Genomic DNA, 15,922 nt, shown 5'->3' on the forward strand with positions numbered 1-15,922 from the left:
CGCACCGGAGCGACTTCGCCGATCCGACCACGGGCTATCCCGCCTGGATCGACGTGGGATCGTTCGTCGACTCGTTCATCGTCAACGAACTGACCCGCAACTTCGACGCGTACGCCCGCAGCTCGTACTTCCACAAGGATCGCGGCGGCAAGATCACCGCCGGGCCGCTGTGGGACCTCGACCTCACCTACGGCATCGGCGGCGGGGACAACCTGGAGACCACCGGCTGGCAGTACGCGCAGCCCCGGTGGCCGAAGCCCAACAACTGGATCAACCGGCTGGTCACGGACCCCGGGTTCATGGCGCTGGTCCGGGCCCGCTGGGCCGCCCTCCGCCAGGGCCCGCTCTCCGCCGCCGGGCTCGACGCGCGCCTCGCCGCTCTCACCGCGCCGCTGGCGAACGCCGCCGACCGGAACTTCCAGCGGTGGCCGAACCTGACCACCGAGAAGATCGGACCCATCGTCACCCCGACCGCCGACACCTGGCCGGGGCAGCTCGGCTATCTTCGGGACTGGCTGACCCGGCGGATGGCGTGGCTGGACTCGGCTGTCTAGGCCAGCCGGATGTCGTCACCGTCGACCGTCACCGCCCGGGGCGGCAGCGGGCGACCGGCCGGACCGCTCTGCACGGCGCCGTCGGCGATGCCGAAGACGCTGTTGTGGCAGCCGCAGACGATGGTGCCGTCCTTGACCGAGGTGACCGTGCAGCCCTGGTGGGTGCAGGTCGCCGAGAACGCCTTGATGGTGCCGGCGGCCGGTTGGGTCAGCACCACCCCCTCGGCCTTGAAGATCTTGCCGCCGCCGACCGGGATGTCCGTCACCGCGGCCAGCGCCGCGGGCGCGGGCGGCTGCTCGCCACCTCCGGCGGGGGAACCGCTCGGCCCGGCGGCGTCCGGGGAGGCGCCGGCCGGGTTGCCATCCGCAGGAGCGCCGGCGGATCCACTGGCCGCCGGAGCGGCCGCCGGGGCCGTCGACTCACCGTACGTCTGGCAACCGGTGAGCAGGGCGACCACGCCCACCCCGCCGGCGCCGGCCAGCAGGGTCCGCCGAGACGAACACCCCGCCCCACGTTCGTCGCACATCTGCCCGTCGTTCCTCTCGTGTGTCACACGCCCGCCCTGTTCACATGCCACCCCTGCATCCCACGTCCACCCCGCGTCAGGTGCCGTCCCCGCGTCAGGTGCCCACCCCGAAGGTGGTGAAGTACCACAGCGACGAGGTCACCCAGATTCCCATCAGGACGGTGAAGAGCAGCCCACCGACGACCGGCAGCACCCAACCGGCCAGCCCCCGCTTGGGCAGGGCCAGCATCTTCATGGTGAACACCCCGAAGAAGAGGCAGCCGAGCAGCGAGTGCAGCAGGGTCCGCAGGTCATAGTCGGCGAAGCCCAGCGCGTAGAGGCAGTGCACCGCCACCGGTACGGTCAGCAGGAACGCCACCCGGCCGCTCCACCGGTGCAGCCCGCCCGCCCAGGAGGGCGAGAAGCTGCCGAGCCGGCCCCACATCGACAGCGCGGTGACCAACTGCACCACGGCGAAGAAGGCCGCCCCGCTGCCCAGCCAGACCTTGACCGCCTGGGGGCTGGAGAAGCCGGCCACGTTGACCGCGATCCCGGTGGGCTGGTGCACCCGGGCGTACGCCCCGATGGCCACCGCGACCGCCGCCCCGACCAGCAGCGGCACCACCACCGAGGCGGGCGGCGCGTCGGACCCGGCGGACGGCGTACCGGTCGGGACGGGCGGGAGGTCGGCGGGTGGGAGGTCGGACAGGACCCGGACGGACGGCCCGTCGTCGAGACCGCGTCCCACGTCGGTCTCGAATCTGCGGCGGGCTGTCATCACTCACCGGCACCCGGGTCGGCCGCCACCGGCGCCGCGGTGACGGTCCGGCCGTCCAGGATGGTGGTGCCGAACGCGGGGTCCAGCGGCGGGGCCGAGACGGGCGTGCCGTTGCGGGTGACCACCCCGATCTGGCTGCCGTCGGGCAGCATGATCCAGCCGCCGTCGACGCCGGAGCGGCGCTGCTGCGAGGTGGCCCGGTAGAGCACCGGGTCAGGCTTGCTGGTCTGCTTGGCGGTGAACTTCCACCGCCGCTGGCCCACCACCATCTCGCCGGAGGCGGCACCGTCGCCGAAGGAGCCGGTGAGCACCTCGCCCTTCTTGCCGGTCAACTTCATCTTGCCGTTGGCGGCGGTGCCGTTGAGCCACACCTCCAGCTTCTTGCCGTCGCAGACGTACGCCACCGCCTTGCCGTCGGTGACGGTGATCGCGATGGTGGCGCCGCCGTCGAGCCGCCCGGTCCAGTTGGAGTCGGCCTTGGCCGCAGGCGGCGTGGTCGGCGGTGCTGTCTGCGACGGAGCGGGCTGGCCCCGCTGCTCCGACGGCTCCGCCGGGGCAGCGTCCGGTGGCGGCTCCGCCGGTGCGGCGGGCGACACGACGGCGGCCTCGGGCGGGGCCGCCGCGTTCGCGGCCGTCCGGGGGTCGACCGTACGCGGTGCCGCCTGGGCGCTCATCGCGAACAGGACGGCGGCCATGCCGGTCCCGGTCAGCAGGGTGAGCAACGGGGTCATGCGCTTCATGAGCAACTCCCTTCACCGGGATGTACGAAGTCCGGGCGTCGGTCGTTCAATGTCGCGGCGAGAAGCTGTGACCGGAGGTGGTCGGTGCCCGATCCGTCGCCGTCGGTGACCGTCCGGGATGGCCGATAGGGTGTCGGCATGGCTGCCGCGTTCCCGTCCCGCCGCGGGACCCGGTGACCAGTGCCGCCCCTGCCCGTTCCCGCCCGACGGCGGGCCCCTGAGCCCGGGCCGGCCCGCCCGTCCGGCCTGGCGCAGTGGTGTGCCCGGATCGCCCGGTCGCGTCCCTTCGAGGCGGCGATCGTGGTGCTCATCATGGCCAACGCGGCGGTGCTCGGAGTGGAGACCTATCCGGATCTCGGCCCGGCCCGGCCGGCGCTGCACTGGTTGGAGCTGAGTTTCCGGGTCGCCTTCGTCGTCGAGATCGCCGTCCGGGTGCTGGCGTACGGGCGTCGGCCGCAGGACTTCCTCCGGCACGGGTGGAACGTCTTCGACCTGGTGGTGATCGCGGCGATCTTCCTCCCCGGGCTGCACGGCGACTCGGCGCTGCTGCGCGTCGTCCGGGTGGCCCGGGTGCTGCGCCTGGTGCGCTTCTCGCCCGGCCTGCGCACGATCGTGGCCGCGCTCTGGCGCAGCCTGCCCGGGGTGGGCGGGTTCCTCGCGCTGGCCATGGTGACCCTCTACGTCTACGGCATGGCCGGCTGGTTGATCTTCGGTCGGGCCTACCCGGAGCAGTACGGCGACATCGGCCGGTCGCTGCTGACCCTGTTCGTGCTGCTCTCCCTGGAGACCCTGCCGGATCTGGTCGAGCAGGGCATGGCGCTGTCCCCGTGGACCCTCCTCTACTACGTCAGCTACGTGATCATCACGGTCAACCTGCTGCTGAACATCCTGATCGCGGTCATCGTCAACTCGATGGAGGAGGCCCGCCGGTTGGAGATGACCGAGCGGTTGGCCCCCGGCTACGACGGCGACGGCGACGGCGTGCCCGACGAGGTGGACCGGATCGCCCTGACCCAGCGCCTGGACGACCTGCGGGCGGTCATCGCCGAGTTGGAACGCGAGCTGCGTATCGACCGCGACGAGCCACCGAGCCGCCACCGGTCCGCCGAACGCACCGAGGTCCGCTGACGCACCGCGTCGATGCCGGCCGCCCGTCCGCCGGCCGGGCCGACCGCCGTTGACCGGGCCGGTGCCGGTCGCGGGGCCCGCTCCGGTCGCCCCGCGGCTGCCGAGGGTCCGTCGAGGTGGGCGCTGACGTCCAGGTTTCCCGCATCGCGGGACGGTGGAGGTGGGCGATCACGCCTGATCATGATAGGGATGAAGGGGCGAGCGGCCGTTACCGGTCGACGCCCCCTGGACAGGTGGGCGAGGGAGGTCGGCATGCGGTTCGAACGTACGGTCATTCCCGGGGTCGGACTCTGCCAGCGCTTCGCCACCACGCACGGCCAACAGGCCAGCGTCATCTCCCACCCCGGTGGGCGTCGCGACGTGGTGATCTACCACCCCGACGACAGCGACACCGCGCTCTGCACGCTGGTGCTCGACCAGTCCGAGGCGCAGGCCGTCGCCGGGGTGCTCCACCAGGCGGTCACCGTTGACCACCTCGCCGAGCTGGAACGCCAGCTACCCGGCGTCACGGTCGTGCGAATACCCGTCGCCGTGGGCGGCGTCGCCGACGGAAGACGCTGGCGGGACACCGCGTTGTCCGGCCGGCCGCTGTCGCTGCTGGCGGTGGTCCGCGCCGGCCGGGTCGTCCCGACCCCCGGCGACGACTACGTCCTGCTCACCGGCGACGAGGTCGTCGTCGCGGGGGCGGAAGCGGCCACCACGGCCGCCGTGGACGTGCTCGCCGGCCACTGACCGGGTACCACGACACACCGACAAACCATGGGTGACGCCACCGCTGCGGTGGCCGCGCGACCCGGGGACGCCCGTCCCCGCGCCGCCGGTCCCGCACCGCCCCGGCCGGGTGGGTGGCTCCCGACTGTGATCTTCGAGGAGGGTATGTGCTGGTCCTGGTGGCGGTCCACGCACTGGCAGCCGTGGTCGCCCCGGGGCTGGTACGCCGCTTCGGCCGCCGTGCGCTCTACGCCGTGGCATTGGCCCCGGCCGCCACGCTGGTCTGGGCGCTGACCCGTACCGGTGGGGTCCGGTCGGGCGAGCCGGTGGTGGAGACCTGGCCGTGGGTGCCCCGGATCGGCCTGGAGATCGCCCTGCGGATGGGCACCCTGTCCTGGCTGATGGTGGTGCTGGTCGGCGGGGTCGGCGCGCTGGTGCTGGCGTACAGCGCCCGGTACTTCCGCTCCGACGACCCCGGGCTGGGCCGCTTCGCCTCGGTCTTCGTCGCCTTCGCCGGCTCCATGCTCGGCCTGGTCGTCTCCGACGATCTGCTGCTGCTCTACGTCTTCTGGGAACTGACCACCGTCTTCTCCTACCTGCTGATCGGCTACGACCCGGCCAAGCGGGCCAGCCGGCGGGCCGCCATGCAGGCGTTGCTGGTCACCACCCTGGGCGGGCTGGCCATGCTGGCCGGGTTCGTCATGCTCGGCCAGCACGCCGGCAGCTACCGCTGGTCGGTCGTCGCCACCGACCTGCCCGGCGGCGGCTACCTGGTCACGGCGCTGATGCTGATCCTGCTCGGCGCGCTCAGCAAGTCGGCCATCGTGCCGTTCAGCTTCTGGCTGCCCGGCGCGATGGCCGCGCCCACCCCGGTCAGCGCCTACCTGCACGCCGCGGCGATGGTCAAGGCCGGGGTGTTCCTGGTCGCGTTGCTCGGCCCGGCGGTCGCCGGGGTGACCGCCTGGCGGGTGGTGCTGCTCGTCGCCGGCCTGGCCACCCTCTTCCTCGGCGCCTGGGTGGCGCTGCGCCAGACCGACCTGAAACTGCTCCTCGCCTACGGCACGGTCAGCCAGCTCGGGCTGCTGATGGTGGTCCTCGGCGCCGGCACCCGCGACGCCGCGCTGGCCGGCGCGGCGATGGTGCTGGCGCACGCCCTGTTCAAGGCCACCCTCTTCCTCGTCGTCGGGATCGTCGACCGCACCACCGGCACCCGCGACCTGCGCGAACTCAGCGGGCTCGGCCGGCGCGCACCGGCGTTGGCCGGGATCGCCGTGCTGGCCGCCGCGTCGATGGCCGGGCTGCCGCCGATGGCCGGCTTCGTCGCCAAGGAGGCCGCCTTCGAGGCGTTCCACCACGGCGGTACGGCCGACCTGCTGGTGCTGGCCGGGGTGGTGGCCGGTTCGGCGCTGACCGTGGCGTACACACTGCGGTTCCTCTGGGGGGCGTTCGCCACCAAGCCCGGTGTCGCGCCGGCCGATCCGCACCCGGCGGGCTGGTCGTTCCTCGCCGCCCCGGCGCTGCTCGCCGTCGCCGGGCTGGCGGTCGGCGTCGCCGCCCCGGCGTTCGACGGGCTGCTCGCCCCGTACGCCGACGGGTTCTCCGCCGCCGAGCCCGGTTACCACCTGGCGCTGTGGCACGGCCCGACCCCGGCGCTGGGGTTGTCCGCGCTCGCGGTGGCGGTCGGCGGTGGCCTGTTCCTGCTGCTGCACCGGGGACGGCTGCGGGCGACCCGGTGGACGCCGCTCGACGGCGCCGCCGGTTACGAGCGGGTGGTCGCCGGGGTGGACCGGCTCGCGGTGGAGCTGACCGGTGCCACCCAGCGGGGCTCACTGCCGTTCTACCTCGGGATCATCCTGGTGGTGCTGGTCGTGCTGCCCGGCGGGGCGCTGCTCACCGGGGGGCCGTGGCCCCGGCAGTTCCGCGCCTGGGACACCCCGCTGCAGGCCGTCGTCGCCGCCCTGGTGATCGTCGCCGCCGTGATGGCCGCCCGCGCGCTGCGCCGGCTCACCGCGATGATCCTGGTCGGCGTCGCCGGCTACGGCACCGCCCTGATGTTCGTCCTGCACGGCGCGCCGGACCTGGCACTGACCCAGTTCCTGGTGGAGACCGTCACCATCGTCATGTTCGTGCTGGTGCTGCGCCGGCTGCCGGTGAAGTTCTCCGCCCGGCCGATCCGGGCCAGCCGGCGCGGCCGGATCGCGATCGGGGTCGCCGTCGGCGCGGTCGTGTCCGGGATGGCCTGGGTCGCGGCGAGCGGCCGGCTGGCCACCCCGATCTCCGACCGGTTCCCCGACGAGGCGGTCTCCTACGGCGGCGGCAAGAACGTGGTCAACGTGATCCTGGTCGACATCCGGGCCTGGGACACCATGGGCGAGATCGCCGTGCTGGTGGTGGCGGCCACCGGCGTGGCCAGCCTGATCTTCCGCCGCTCCCGCGACCTGGACCGGCGCAGCGCCGTCCCCGACCCCCGGCCGGCCGGCGGCGGGCCACGCTGGCTGACCGCCGGCTTCGAGGCGCACCGGCACTCGGTGATCCTCCAGGTGGTCACCCGGCTGCTCTTCCACGCCATCGTGCTCTTCTCCGTCTATCTGCTCTTCTCCGGGCACAACGCCCCCGGCGGCGGGTTCGCCGCCGGGTTGGTCGCCGGACTGGCCCTGGCCGTGCGTTACCTGGCCGGCGGACGCCGGGAACTCAATGCCGCCGCCCCGGTCGACGCCGGCGCGGTCCTCGGCGCCGGGCTCTTCCTCGCCGTCGGGACCGGGGTGGCCGCGATGCCGCTGGGCGGGGAGTTCCTCCAGAGCGCGGTGCTCGACCTCCACCTGCCACTGCTGGGCAAGGTCCACTTCGTCTCGTCGGTCTTCTTCGACGTCGGCGTCTACCTGATCGTGGTGGGCCTGGTGCTGGACATCCTGCGCAGCCTCGGCGCCGAGATGGACCGTCAGCAGGAGGACGCCCGCGACGACGTACGGGACAAGGAGCTGGTGTGACCCCCAACCTCACCTACATCGTGGTGGTCGGTGTGCTCTTCGCCGCCGGGGTGACCCTGCTGCTGGAGCGCAGCCTCACCCGGGTGCTGATGGGCGTCATCCTGCTCGGCAACGGCGCCAACCTGCTGCTGCTCACCGGTGGCCGGGCCGGTGGCCCGCCGATCGTCGGCACCACCGACGCCGGGGAGATGAGCGACCCGCTGCCCCAGGCGATGGTGCTCACCGCCATCGTCATCACCCTCGGCATGACCGCGTTCCTGCTGGCGCTGTCGTACCGCAGTTGGCACCTCAACGGTCACGACGAGGTGCAGGACGACGTGGAGGACCGGCGGATCATGGACCTCGCCGACCGGGACGAGGGGCCGGGCACCGACGACGCCGACCAGCCCGACTCCGACGACCAGCTCGACCCCGACGGCCGGCCCGATCCGGACAGCCGACGGTCGTCGGCGGCGTCGGTGGCGGCAGCGGCCGGCGAGCGGGGGCGGGACGCATGAACTACCTCGTCCCACTGCCGGTGGTGATGCCGCTGCTCGGCGCGGCCCTGACCCTGCTGCTGGCCAGCCGGCCCCGCGCGCAGCGGTGGGTCAGCCTCACCGTGCTCACCGCGACCGTGGCGGTGGCCGCCACCCTGCTGGTCCGCTCCTCGATCGACGGGCCGCTCGTCGTCGAGGTCGGCGGCTGGGTGGCGCCGCTGGGCATCGTGCTGGTCGCCGACCAGCTCGCCGCGCTGATGCTGGTGGTGTCCGCCGCCGTGACGCTCTGCGTGCTGGTGTACTCCATCGGGCAGGGCATGGCCGACGGGCACGAGGACACCCCGCTGTCGGTCTACCACCCCACCTATCTGGTGCTGACCGCCGGGGTGTGCAACGCCTTCCTCTCCGGTGACCTGTTCAACCTCTATGTCGGCTTCGAGATCCTGCTGGTCGCCAGCTACGTGCTGCTCACCCTGGGCAGCACCGAGACCCGGATCCGGGCCGGCACCACGTACGTCGTGGTCAGCCTGCTGTCGTCGCTGATCTTCCTGGTGGCCATCGGGCTGGTCTACTCCGCCACCGGCACCCTCAACCTGGCCCAGCTCGTCGACCGGCTCGACGCGCTCCCGGACGACCTGCGGCTGGTGCTGCAGGGGATGCTGCTGCTCGCCTTCGGCATCAAGGCGGCGGTCTTCCCGTTGTCGGCGTGGCTGCCCGACAGCTACCCGACCGCGCCCGCGCCGGTCACCGCCGTCTTCGCCGGCCTGCTCACCAAGGTCGGCGTGTACGCCATCATCCGCACCGAGACGCTGCTGTTCCCCGGCGGTCGGACCGCCGACCTGCTGCTGGTGGTGGCGGCGTTGACCATGCTGGTCGGCATCCTCGGCGCGGTGGCCCAGTCCGACATCAAACGACTGCTGTCGTTCACCCTGATCAGCCACATCGGGTACATGTTGTTCGGGGTGGGGCTCAGCTCGTCGCTCGGGTTGGCCGCCGCGATCTTCTACGTGGTGCACCACATCACCATCCAGACCACCCTCTTCCTCGCCGCCGGACTGGTCGAACGCCGGGGTGGCAGCACCGCGCTGGACCGCCTCGGTGGGCTGGCCCGGCTGTCGCCGCTGCTCGCCGTGCTGTTCTTCGTCCCCGCGCTGAACCTGGCCGGAATCCCACCGTTCTCCGGCTTCCTCGGCAAGCTCGGGCTGGTCCAGGCAGGGGTGGACGACGGCGGCCCGCTGGCCTGGGTGCTGGTCGCGGGCGGGCTGCTGACCAGCCTGCTCACCCTCTATGCCATCGCCCGGGTGTGGAACCTGGCGTTCTGGCGTCGCCCGCACCCGGAGATGCCCGAGCCGCAGGACAGCGTGCACACCGTCCGCACCGACGGGGTGGAGCAGCCCTACCGGGGGCCGGACCGTGACGCCCACCCGGGCGCGATGCTGCCCCGCCTGATGATCGCGCCGACGGTCGCCCTGGTGGTGCTGGGGCTGGGGCTGACCGTGGTGGCCGGACCGCTGTTCGACCTCAGCTCCGACGCCGCGGACGACCTGCTGCGGCGCACCCCGTACGTCGAGGCCGTCTACCCCGGGGGTACCCCGTGAGCCACGATCCGCCGCCGCAGCGGTCCGAGGACCTGTCGCCGCCGCCACCCGAGGACCTGTCGCCGCAGCGCTCCGGGGACCCGGCACCGCCGGAGCATCCCGAGGATCTGCCGTTGACCCCGGCGGCCCGTCGCCGCAACCGGGCCGTCGCGATGATCGTCCTGGTCACCGTCTGGGTGCTGCTCTGGGGGACGCTGAGCTGGGCCAACGTGCTCGGTGGGCTGGTCGTGGGGATGGTGGTGCTGACCGTCTTCCCGCTGCCCCCGGTGACCTTCGCCGGGCGGCTGCACCCCCTGCCGCTGCTGCGGTTCACCCTGCGCTTCCTGCGCGACCTGGTGGTGGCCAGCGTCCAGATCGCGGCGCTGGCGCTGCGGTTCGGGCACCCCCCGCTGGGCGCGATCATCGCGGTGCCGTTGCGGGTCCGCTCCGACCTCAACCTGACCCTGACCGCCGAGGCGCTGTCGCTGGTGCCCGGCAGCCTCATCGTCGAGGTCGACCGGGACGCCGGCATCCTCTACGTCCACATCCTCGGGGTGCGCGACCGCGCCGAGGTCGAGCAGTTCCGCCGCGGGGTGCTGGAGTTGGAGGCCCGGCTGATCGAGGCGATCGGCTCGGCGCAGGAGCTACGCCTGGTCCGTGAGCACACCCCGCCCGCCCTGGAAGGGACTTCGAGATGACCGCTGTCGCCGTGATCGTCACCGTGCTGCTGGCGGTGGCCGGCGCGCTCACCCTCACCCGGATCGTCCGGGGGCCGTCCGTGCTCGACCGGGCGGTCGCCACCGACGTGCTGCTGGCCATCGTGGTCGCCGCCGTGGCCACCGAGGCCGCCTACAGCCGGGACGCGACCGCGCTGCCGATCCTCGTGGTGCTGGCCATCCTCGGCTTCGTCGGGTCGGTGAGCGTCGCCCGGTTCGCCTCCCGGCGGAACGACCGGTGAGCGTCGACGCGGTGCTGGACGTGGTGGCCGCGGTCTGTCTGCTGGGCGGCGCGCTGCTCAGCCTGGCCGCCGGGGTCGCCCTGGTCCGCTTCCCCGACCTGCTGTCCCGGATGCACGCGGCGGCCAAGCCACAGGTGCTCGGCCTGCTGCTGGTGCTGCTCGGGTGTGCGCTGCGGCTGCGGACCGGGGTGGACGTCACCACCCTGGTCCTGGTCGGTGCGTTCCAGTTGGCTACCGCGCCGGTCGCCGCGCACATGATCGGCCGGGCCGGCTACCCGCACGACCGGATCCGCACCGACCTGCTGATCACCGACGAACTCGCCGCCCACCTGGACCGGCTGCACGCCGACCGCCGCGCCTGATCGCCGGGGCCGCCGCGCCCGACCGCCGGGCCTGACCGCCGGGCCTGACCGCCGGCCGGGGCCGTCCCGACGGCCGGGTCGGGGAACGTCCCGACCCGGCGGGTGCTCAGGGAGCCTCGACGACCTCCCGGCCGAGCGGCCAGAACGCCGCCGGGACGAGCTTGAAGTTGGCGATGCCGAACGGGATGCCGATGATCGTGACGCAGAGCGCGATCCCGGCGAGCAGGTGGGTCAGCGCCAGCCACCAGCCGGCCAGCAGCACCCACAGCACGTTCGCCAGCCCGGACGGCACACCGGCCCCCGGCTTGGCGACCAGGGTGCGACCGAACGGCCACAGCGAGTACGACGCCAGCCGCAGCGAGGCGACGCCGAACGGGATGGTGATGATGAGGACGAAACAGATCACCGCGGCCACGAAGTAGCCGAGCGCCAGCACGATTCCGCCACCGAGGATGAGCCACAGCAGGTTCAGGACGAAGCGAATCATTACTCCATAGTGACCGGTGCCTGCCACCCCGTCACCATTCCATGATCTTATGTCTCCATGATCACTCCCACTCCTCTCATGAGTCTCGTCGCCGGTGTCTGGGGCTTCAAGACCCTCGCCGTCGGGGTCGAGTTCGGACTGTTCACCCGCCTGGCCGGCGGGCGGACGGTCACCCTGGCCGAGGCCGCCGCCGAGTTCGGGCTCGACGAACGCCCCGCCGACCTGCTGCTCTCGGCCAGCGCGTCGCTGGGGCTGCTCGACAAGGTCGGCGACGGCTACCGCAACTCCGCGCTGGCCGAACAGTTCCTGGTCGAGGGGCAGCCCTACTACTTCGGGGCGCAGGTGCGCTACTCCGACCTGCGTACCTATCTGCCCTGGCACCGGGTGGGCGAGGCGTTGCGCGGCAACCGGCCGCTCACCTGGGATCCGCAGCAACAGGACTCGTTGTTCGACACCGCCGACCCGGAGTTGATCGCCCAGTTCTGGGACGCCATGTTCGCCACCTCCCGGTTCACCGCCCGCGCGCTGGCCGACGCGTACGACTTCGGCGCGCACCGCCGGCTGCTCGACGTGGGCGGCGGCGCGGGGGCGTTCCCGATCGAGTTCTGCCACCGCCTGCCGCAGCTGCGGGCGACGATCCTGGACCTGCCGCACGTCTGCGTCCGGGCCGAGGAGCGGATCGCGGAGGCGGGCCTGACCGGCCGGATCGACGCGGTCGCCGGTGACTTCCTCGCCGACCCGGCCCTGCCGGACGGGCACGACGTCATCCTGCTCAGCATGATCCTGCACGACTGGGACGAGCCGACCAACCGGGCGCTGCTGGCCCGCTGTCACGCCGCGCTGCCGCCCGGCGGGGTGGTCGTGGTCTGTGAGCTGCTGCTCAACGACGAGCGCACCGGTCCGCCGGAGGCCGCCCTGATGGGCATGAACATGCTCGTCGAGACCGAGGGCGGCAAGAACTACTCCGGCGCCGAGTACGCCGCCTGGCTGGCCGACGCCGGTTTCGTCGACGTCCGCACGGTGCCGTTCGAGGCACCCGGCGCCAACGGCGCGGTGCTGGCCCGCCGCCCCTGACCCGCACCGCCCGGCGTCGACGGGAGCAGCGTCGACGCCGGGCCGGTGGGGTCAGCCCGGCTTGTACGCGGTGATCAGCTCCCACCCGCCGGGCAGCACCGCGACCCGGGTGAAGCCGACCTCGGCGAGCAGCCCGGTGTAGAACTCGACCTCCCGCAGCCGGCTCACGCAGCTGTCCACCCCGATCAGGAAGTAGCTCCAGAAGAACTGCACGGCCAACCGGTCCGGGGTGCGGAACTCCTCGCCGATCAGCAGCAGCCCACCCGGCTCCAGCGCGGCGTACGCCTGCTCCACCAGGTGCCGGGCCACGTCGTTGGGCCAGTCGTGCAGCACCCGGACGAAGGCCATCGCGTCATAGCCCGCCGGCAGCGGCCCGGCCAGGAAGTCGCCGCCGACGAACCCCAACCGGTCGGGGTGCCCCCGGGCGACCCGGGTGGCCGCCACCAGGGGTGCCACCGGCGCCAGGTTGAACACGTCGGCCCGTAGGTCGCCGGCGGTGTCGAGGATGTGTGCGGCGAGCGTGCCGTCGCCGCCGCCGACGTCCAGCAGGCGTCGCCGGTCCGGCCACAACCGGTCGGCGTGCCGGCGCAGCGTCTCGATCACCGGGCCGAGCCCGGCGGCCATGCTGCGTTCGAAGTCGGCGGTCTGCGCGTCGGTCTTCGGTGGCCAGGCGAAGTCGTCGTCGGTCATCCCGACCTCGCCGCGCAGGCTCTCGGCGAGCCGGCCGTGCAGCAGTCGCCACGGGTAGCGGTCCCGGTCCCGGTCGATCGCGTCCGGGCCGACCACCGCCAGCACGGCGTCCCGCAGCCCCGGCACCGCCCGGTAGCTGGCCCCGGCGATGTCGTCACCGGGTTCGTGGCGGGTGACGCAGCCGAGGCTCTCCAGGCAGTCGAGGAACTTGTAGAGCCGCAGCGGGCGCACCCCGAGCCGGGTGGCCAGCGCGTCGAGGCGTACCGGGCCGGCTTCCAGTGTGTCGAGCAGACCGAGGGTCAGCGCGGTCTCCAGCACGTCGACGGCCTTGGGGCCGTTGACGAGCAGGCTCATCAGCGCCCGGGGCGACAGGGTGACGGTCACCGGCTCGACTCCTCGGCCAGCGCGTCCATGAACGCGTCGACCTCGTCGAGGGTGTTGTAGACGTGCGGCCCGACCCGCAGCCAACCCCGCCAGCTGCAGATCATGTTCCGCGCGGCCAACCGCCGCTTGACCGCCTCGCCGTCGGGGACGTCCAGGCACACCACCCCACCGCGGTGCTGCGGGTCGGTGGGGCTCACCACCGCGATGCCGGCCGCCGCCGCCCGGTCCAGGACCCGCTGGGTCAGGGCCAGCGAGTGCGCCCGGATCGCCCCGATCCCGACGCCCGCCAGCAGGTCCAGGCCGACCTGGGAGATCAGCGAGGTCAGCGGGTACGGCGTGCCGCCGGCGAAGCGTTGCGCCCCCGCCGCCCACCCGGTCGACACCCGGAAGGTCAACGCCCGGTCACCGGCCTGCCAGCCGGTCGCCGCCGGTGCCAGCCGCTCGACCAGGTCGGGGCGGACGTAGAGGAACGCGGTGCCGGCCCCGCACAGCCACTTGTGCGCGCCGCCGAGCACGATGTCGACGCCGAGCGCGGTCACGTCCAGCGGGACCGCGCCGACGGTCTGGAAGGCGTCCACCACCACCAGGGCGCCGACGTCGTGGGCGCGGGCGACCAGCCGGGGCAGGTCGATGGTGGCCCCGGAGGAGAAACTCGCATGCGGTACGCAGACCAGCAGCGTCCGTTCGTCGACCCGGGCCTCGATGGCGTCCTGGTCGAACCGGGGTCCACCGGTGCCGACCACGTCGAGCCGTGCGCCGTAACGGCGGAACGCGGCGCCGATGAACGGCACCGTCGGGTACTCCAGGTCGGTGGTGACGATCCGGTCACGCGGTGGGCGGTAGTCGAAGCAGGACAGCACCCGGGCCAGCAGGGTGCTCAGGTTCGCGTCGGTGACCACGCTGCCCGCGGGCGCACCGAGCAGCGCGGCGATCGAGTCGGCGTACCGGTCGAGACCGACGTGCCAGCCCTGCCACACGTCGTCGCGCCAGCCGCGCAGGGTCTCCCAGTAGTCGGTGAGCACCCGTTCGACGCCCCGGGGCGTTGCGCCGGTGGAGTTGTTGTTGAGATAGACACAGGTCTCCAGCAGCGGGAACTCGGCGCGCAGGGCGGCGTGCGCGGCGGCGTCCAGGCAGCCTGCCGGGAGGGTGTCGGGTCCGCTCACTCGGAGCAGCCTCCAATCGGGTCGGTCCGGGGGAGACCCGGGTCTGCGGAAACGGTGGTGAAGACCGGATCGGCACGCACGGCCGCCAGGTAGGGGGTGCCCTCGGTGTAGCCGGTGCCGGAGCGCGCACCGAGCATCCGGACCGCCAGCCGGTGGTGGGTGCGTCGCCAGGTCAGCAGCGCCTCGGCGAAGGCCGCCATCCGCTGCCGTACCAGCGCGTGGTCGGTGCCCCGTAGCAGCCCGTCGCGGACCGCCGTCCGGTAGGCCTGGTCGATCGACGGCTGGCCGGCCCGCACCAGGTCGCGCACCTCCGGCACCGACCGGTACGCGGTGGAGTCCAACCGGTCCGGCGCGGGGGGACGGCACAGCGACTCCATCAGCTTGTAGGAACGGGACTGGATCGCGCTGGCCCCCTCGGTGTACTCGCGGAACGTCCGGAACGCCGTCGGTTGCATGGTGGCCAGCAGCGAGAAGAGCGGACCGGTGCCGCTGATCAACTCCTGGGCGTACGCCAGCCGGGCGGCGGCGCGGCGGGGACGGGCCGTGGCCAACGCGGTGATCGTGCCCCGCAACTCCTCGGCGACCCCGGCGAAGACACACTCGTACGCCTGGAGGACCCGGATGAACAGGTACTCGTCGTGGGAGACGTAGACCGGCAACATGCTCAGCCGCAGCACCCGCTCGCGGGCGGGGTCGCGACCGGTGCCGGCGAGCCGGTGCAGCGCCACCGCTGCCGCCACCGGGTCCGGGTCGTCGACCAGCCCGGCCAGGCCGAGCCGGGTCAGTGCGGCGCGCACGGCCCGCACCCCGAGCCGGTACCGCTTGGCCACCAACGCCGGACCCGGCCGCTGCTCGGGGAACAGGTCGGTCGCGCCGGTCGCGGCGGCCAGCTCAAAGGCGAGGGCGTCGGCGACCAGGTCGATCAGCAGCCGGTCGCGTTCCCGCCGCCCGCTGGTCTGGGCCACCTGCCCGGCCGGCCGGCCCGCTCCGCTCCGTCCCGCCGGTCCGCCCGCTGGGGTTGCGTCGGCCGGCGTGACCTCCGGGCGGCCGGCGGAGGCGGCGGCGGTGGGTAGGGGGAGCAGGGGCAGGGCCAGGTAGCTGCGGTAGTCGTACCGGTCGTCCCACTTGTCGAGCGCCACGTCGAGGAAGGCGGACAACTGGCGGGCGACGGCCGTCGGGGCGTTCACCTGGGCGCGGACCTGGTCCAGCAGGGCCAGCAGTTCCTTTTTGACGAAGTGTTTACCGGCGCGATGAAATTCCGCGAGTACCGGGTCGTAGGGAAATTGCTCGGGATCGGCCGTGTCGGACGACCAGCTCGTCAGCTCATGCACGAACCGCACCTCGGAT

Annotated in this window: 16 protein-coding genes and 1 pseudogene; 10 read left to right on the forward strand and 7 right to left on the reverse strand. The window is 73.0% G+C overall.

Features of this window, described 5'->3' with window-relative positions; all coding sequences use genetic code 11:
- Positions 1-17: 17 nt before the first annotated feature.
- A pseudogene (locus tag GA0070216_RS05340) lies at positions 18-554 on the forward strand (CotH kinase family protein); the annotation flags it as partial.
- Here GA0070216_RS05340 and GA0070216_RS05345 read toward each other — a convergent pair.
- From GA0070216_RS05345 to GA0070216_RS05355, 3 genes are all read right to left on the reverse strand, one after another.
- On the reverse strand, positions 551-1,081 hold the full coding sequence (locus GA0070216_RS05345) for a Rieske (2Fe-2S) protein (protein WP_091239818.1): 531 nt from the start codon (positions 1,079-1,081) through the stop codon (positions 551-553). The pseudogene GA0070216_RS05340 and the gene GA0070216_RS05345 overlap by 4 nt on opposite strands.
- Positions 1,082-1,175: 94 nt before the next feature.
- Positions 1,176-1,838, reverse strand: a complete 663-nt coding sequence (locus GA0070216_RS05350) for a DUF6529 family protein (protein ID WP_342670708.1) — start codon at positions 1,836-1,838, stop codon at positions 1,176-1,178.
- Positions 1,838-2,578, reverse strand: coding sequence for a hypothetical protein (locus tag GA0070216_RS05355; protein WP_091239822.1), 741 nt, complete (start codon positions 2,576-2,578; stop codon positions 1,838-1,840). Before GA0070216_RS05355 ends, GA0070216_RS05350 begins: the two co-directional genes overlap by 1 nt.
- A 180-nt stretch (positions 2,579-2,758) precedes the next feature.
- On the opposite strand from GA0070216_RS05355, the gene GA0070216_RS05360 reads away from it, so the two are divergent.
- The 8 genes from GA0070216_RS05360 to mnhG all read left to right on the forward strand — a co-directional run bounded on the left by GA0070216_RS05360 (position 2,759) and on the right by mnhG (position 10,777).
- Positions 2,759-3,706, forward strand: coding sequence for an ion transporter (locus GA0070216_RS05360; protein WP_091239825.1), 948 nt, complete (start codon positions 2,759-2,761; stop codon positions 3,704-3,706).
- A gap of 252 nt (positions 3,707-3,958) precedes the next feature.
- Complete coding sequence (locus GA0070216_RS05365; RefSeq protein ID WP_091239828.1) at positions 3,959-4,438, forward strand: cation:proton antiporter regulatory subunit; 480 nt, start codon at positions 3,959-3,961, stop codon at positions 4,436-4,438.
- A 146-nt stretch (positions 4,439-4,584) separates the two neighbouring features.
- Positions 4,585-7,404: a Na+/H+ antiporter subunit A gene (locus GA0070216_RS05370; RefSeq protein ID WP_091239831.1), complete on the forward strand. Its 2,820-nt coding sequence runs from the start codon at positions 4,585-4,587 to the stop codon at positions 7,402-7,404.
- Positions 7,401-7,901 carry a Na(+)/H(+) antiporter subunit C gene (locus GA0070216_RS05375; protein ID WP_091239834.1) on the forward strand — a complete coding sequence of 167 codons (501 nt, stop codon included), beginning with the start codon at positions 7,401-7,403 and terminating at the stop codon, positions 7,899-7,901. The genes GA0070216_RS05370 and GA0070216_RS05375 overlap by 4 nt, the downstream gene beginning before the upstream one ends.
- On the forward strand, positions 7,898-9,478 hold the full coding sequence (locus tag GA0070216_RS05380; protein ID WP_091239837.1) for a Na+/H+ antiporter subunit D: 1,581 nt from the start codon (positions 7,898-7,900) through the stop codon (positions 9,476-9,478). The genes GA0070216_RS05375 and GA0070216_RS05380 overlap by 4 nt, the downstream gene beginning before the upstream one ends.
- 56 nt (positions 9,479-9,534) lie before the next feature.
- Positions 9,535-10,155, forward strand: a complete 621-nt coding sequence (locus GA0070216_RS05385) for a Na+/H+ antiporter subunit E (protein ID WP_425413137.1) — start codon at positions 9,535-9,537, stop codon at positions 10,153-10,155.
- Positions 10,152-10,415 (forward strand): monovalent cation/H+ antiporter complex subunit F, encoded by a 264-nt coding sequence (locus GA0070216_RS05390; protein ID WP_091239840.1) that lies wholly within the window; start codon positions 10,152-10,154, stop codon positions 10,413-10,415. The genes GA0070216_RS05385 and GA0070216_RS05390 overlap by 4 nt, the downstream gene beginning before the upstream one ends.
- Entirely contained in the window at positions 10,412-10,777 is a 366-nt protein-coding gene (gene mnhG / locus GA0070216_RS05395) for a monovalent cation/H(+) antiporter subunit G (protein ID WP_091239845.1), read from the forward strand. Before GA0070216_RS05390 ends, mnhG begins: the two co-directional genes overlap by 4 nt.
- A gap of 106 nt (positions 10,778-10,883) precedes the next feature.
- Here the strand turns inward: mnhG and GA0070216_RS05400 are convergent, their stop codons facing one another.
- Positions 10,884-11,264 (reverse strand): YccF domain-containing protein, encoded by a 381-nt coding sequence (locus tag GA0070216_RS05400; protein WP_091239848.1) that lies wholly within the window; start codon positions 11,262-11,264, stop codon positions 10,884-10,886.
- 57 nt (positions 11,265-11,321) lie between these two features.
- Here GA0070216_RS05400 and GA0070216_RS05405 point away from each other — a divergent pair, with 57 nt between their 5' ends.
- A complete protein-coding gene (locus GA0070216_RS05405) occupies positions 11,322-12,338 on the forward strand; it encodes a methyltransferase (protein ID WP_091239851.1) in 1,017 nt (338 codons plus the stop codon).
- Between the two features lie 51 nt (positions 12,339-12,389).
- Here GA0070216_RS05405 and GA0070216_RS05410 read toward each other — a convergent pair whose 3' ends face one another.
- From GA0070216_RS05410 to GA0070216_RS05420, 3 genes are read right to left on the reverse strand one after another with little or no spacing between them, the layout of a single operon-like run.
- Positions 12,390-13,412 carry a methyltransferase gene (locus GA0070216_RS05410; protein ID WP_091239854.1) on the reverse strand — a complete coding sequence of 341 codons (1,023 nt, stop codon included), beginning with the start codon at positions 13,410-13,412 and terminating at the stop codon, positions 12,390-12,392.
- Complete coding sequence (locus GA0070216_RS05415; RefSeq protein ID WP_245722315.1) at positions 13,409-14,575, reverse strand: aminotransferase class V-fold PLP-dependent enzyme; 1,167 nt, start codon at positions 14,573-14,575, stop codon at positions 13,409-13,411. The genes GA0070216_RS05410 and GA0070216_RS05415 overlap by 4 nt, the downstream gene beginning before the upstream one ends.
- Positions 14,572-15,915 (reverse strand): tryptophan 2,3-dioxygenase, encoded by a 1,344-nt coding sequence (locus GA0070216_RS05420; RefSeq protein WP_091239857.1) that lies wholly within the window; start codon positions 15,913-15,915, stop codon positions 14,572-14,574. The genes GA0070216_RS05415 and GA0070216_RS05420 overlap by 4 nt, the downstream gene beginning before the upstream one ends.
- Positions 15,916-15,922: the final 7 nt, after the last annotated feature.

Source organism: Micromonospora matsumotoense, from assembly GCF_900091525.1.
Lineage (GTDB): Bacteria > Actinomycetota > Actinomycetes > Mycobacteriales > Micromonosporaceae > Micromonospora > Micromonospora matsumotoensis.

Bases quoted from the DNA above. Each gene is read 5' to 3' on its own strand.
- GA0070216_RS05350 (WP_342670708.1), bottom strand. From the start codon at position 1,838: ATGACAGCCCGCCGCAGATTCGAGACCGACGTGGGACGCGGTCTCGAC.
- GA0070216_RS05400 (WP_091239848.1), bottom strand. From the start codon at position 11,264: ATGATTCGCTTCGTCCTGAACCTGCTGTGGCTCATCCTCGGTGGCGGA.
- GA0070216_RS05355 (WP_091239822.1), bottom strand. From the start codon at position 2,578: ATGAAGCGCATGACCCCGTTGCTCACCCTGCTGACCGGGACCGGCATG.
- GA0070216_RS05345 (WP_091239818.1), bottom strand. From the start codon at position 1,081: ATGTGCGACGAACGTGGGGCGGGGTGTTCGTCTCGGCGGACCCTGCTG.
- GA0070216_RS05405 (WP_091239851.1), top strand. From the start codon at position 11,322: ATGATCACTCCCACTCCTCTCATGAGTCTCGTCGCCGGTGTCTGGGGC.
- GA0070216_RS05380 (WP_091239837.1), top strand. From the start codon at position 7,898: ATGAACTACCTCGTCCCACTGCCGGTGGTGATGCCGCTGCTCGGCGCG.
- GA0070216_RS05390 (WP_091239840.1), top strand. From the start codon at position 10,152: ATGACCGCTGTCGCCGTGATCGTCACCGTGCTGCTGGCGGTGGCCGGC.
- GA0070216_RS05365 (WP_091239828.1), top strand. From the start codon at position 3,959: ATGCGGTTCGAACGTACGGTCATTCCCGGGGTCGGACTCTGCCAGCGC.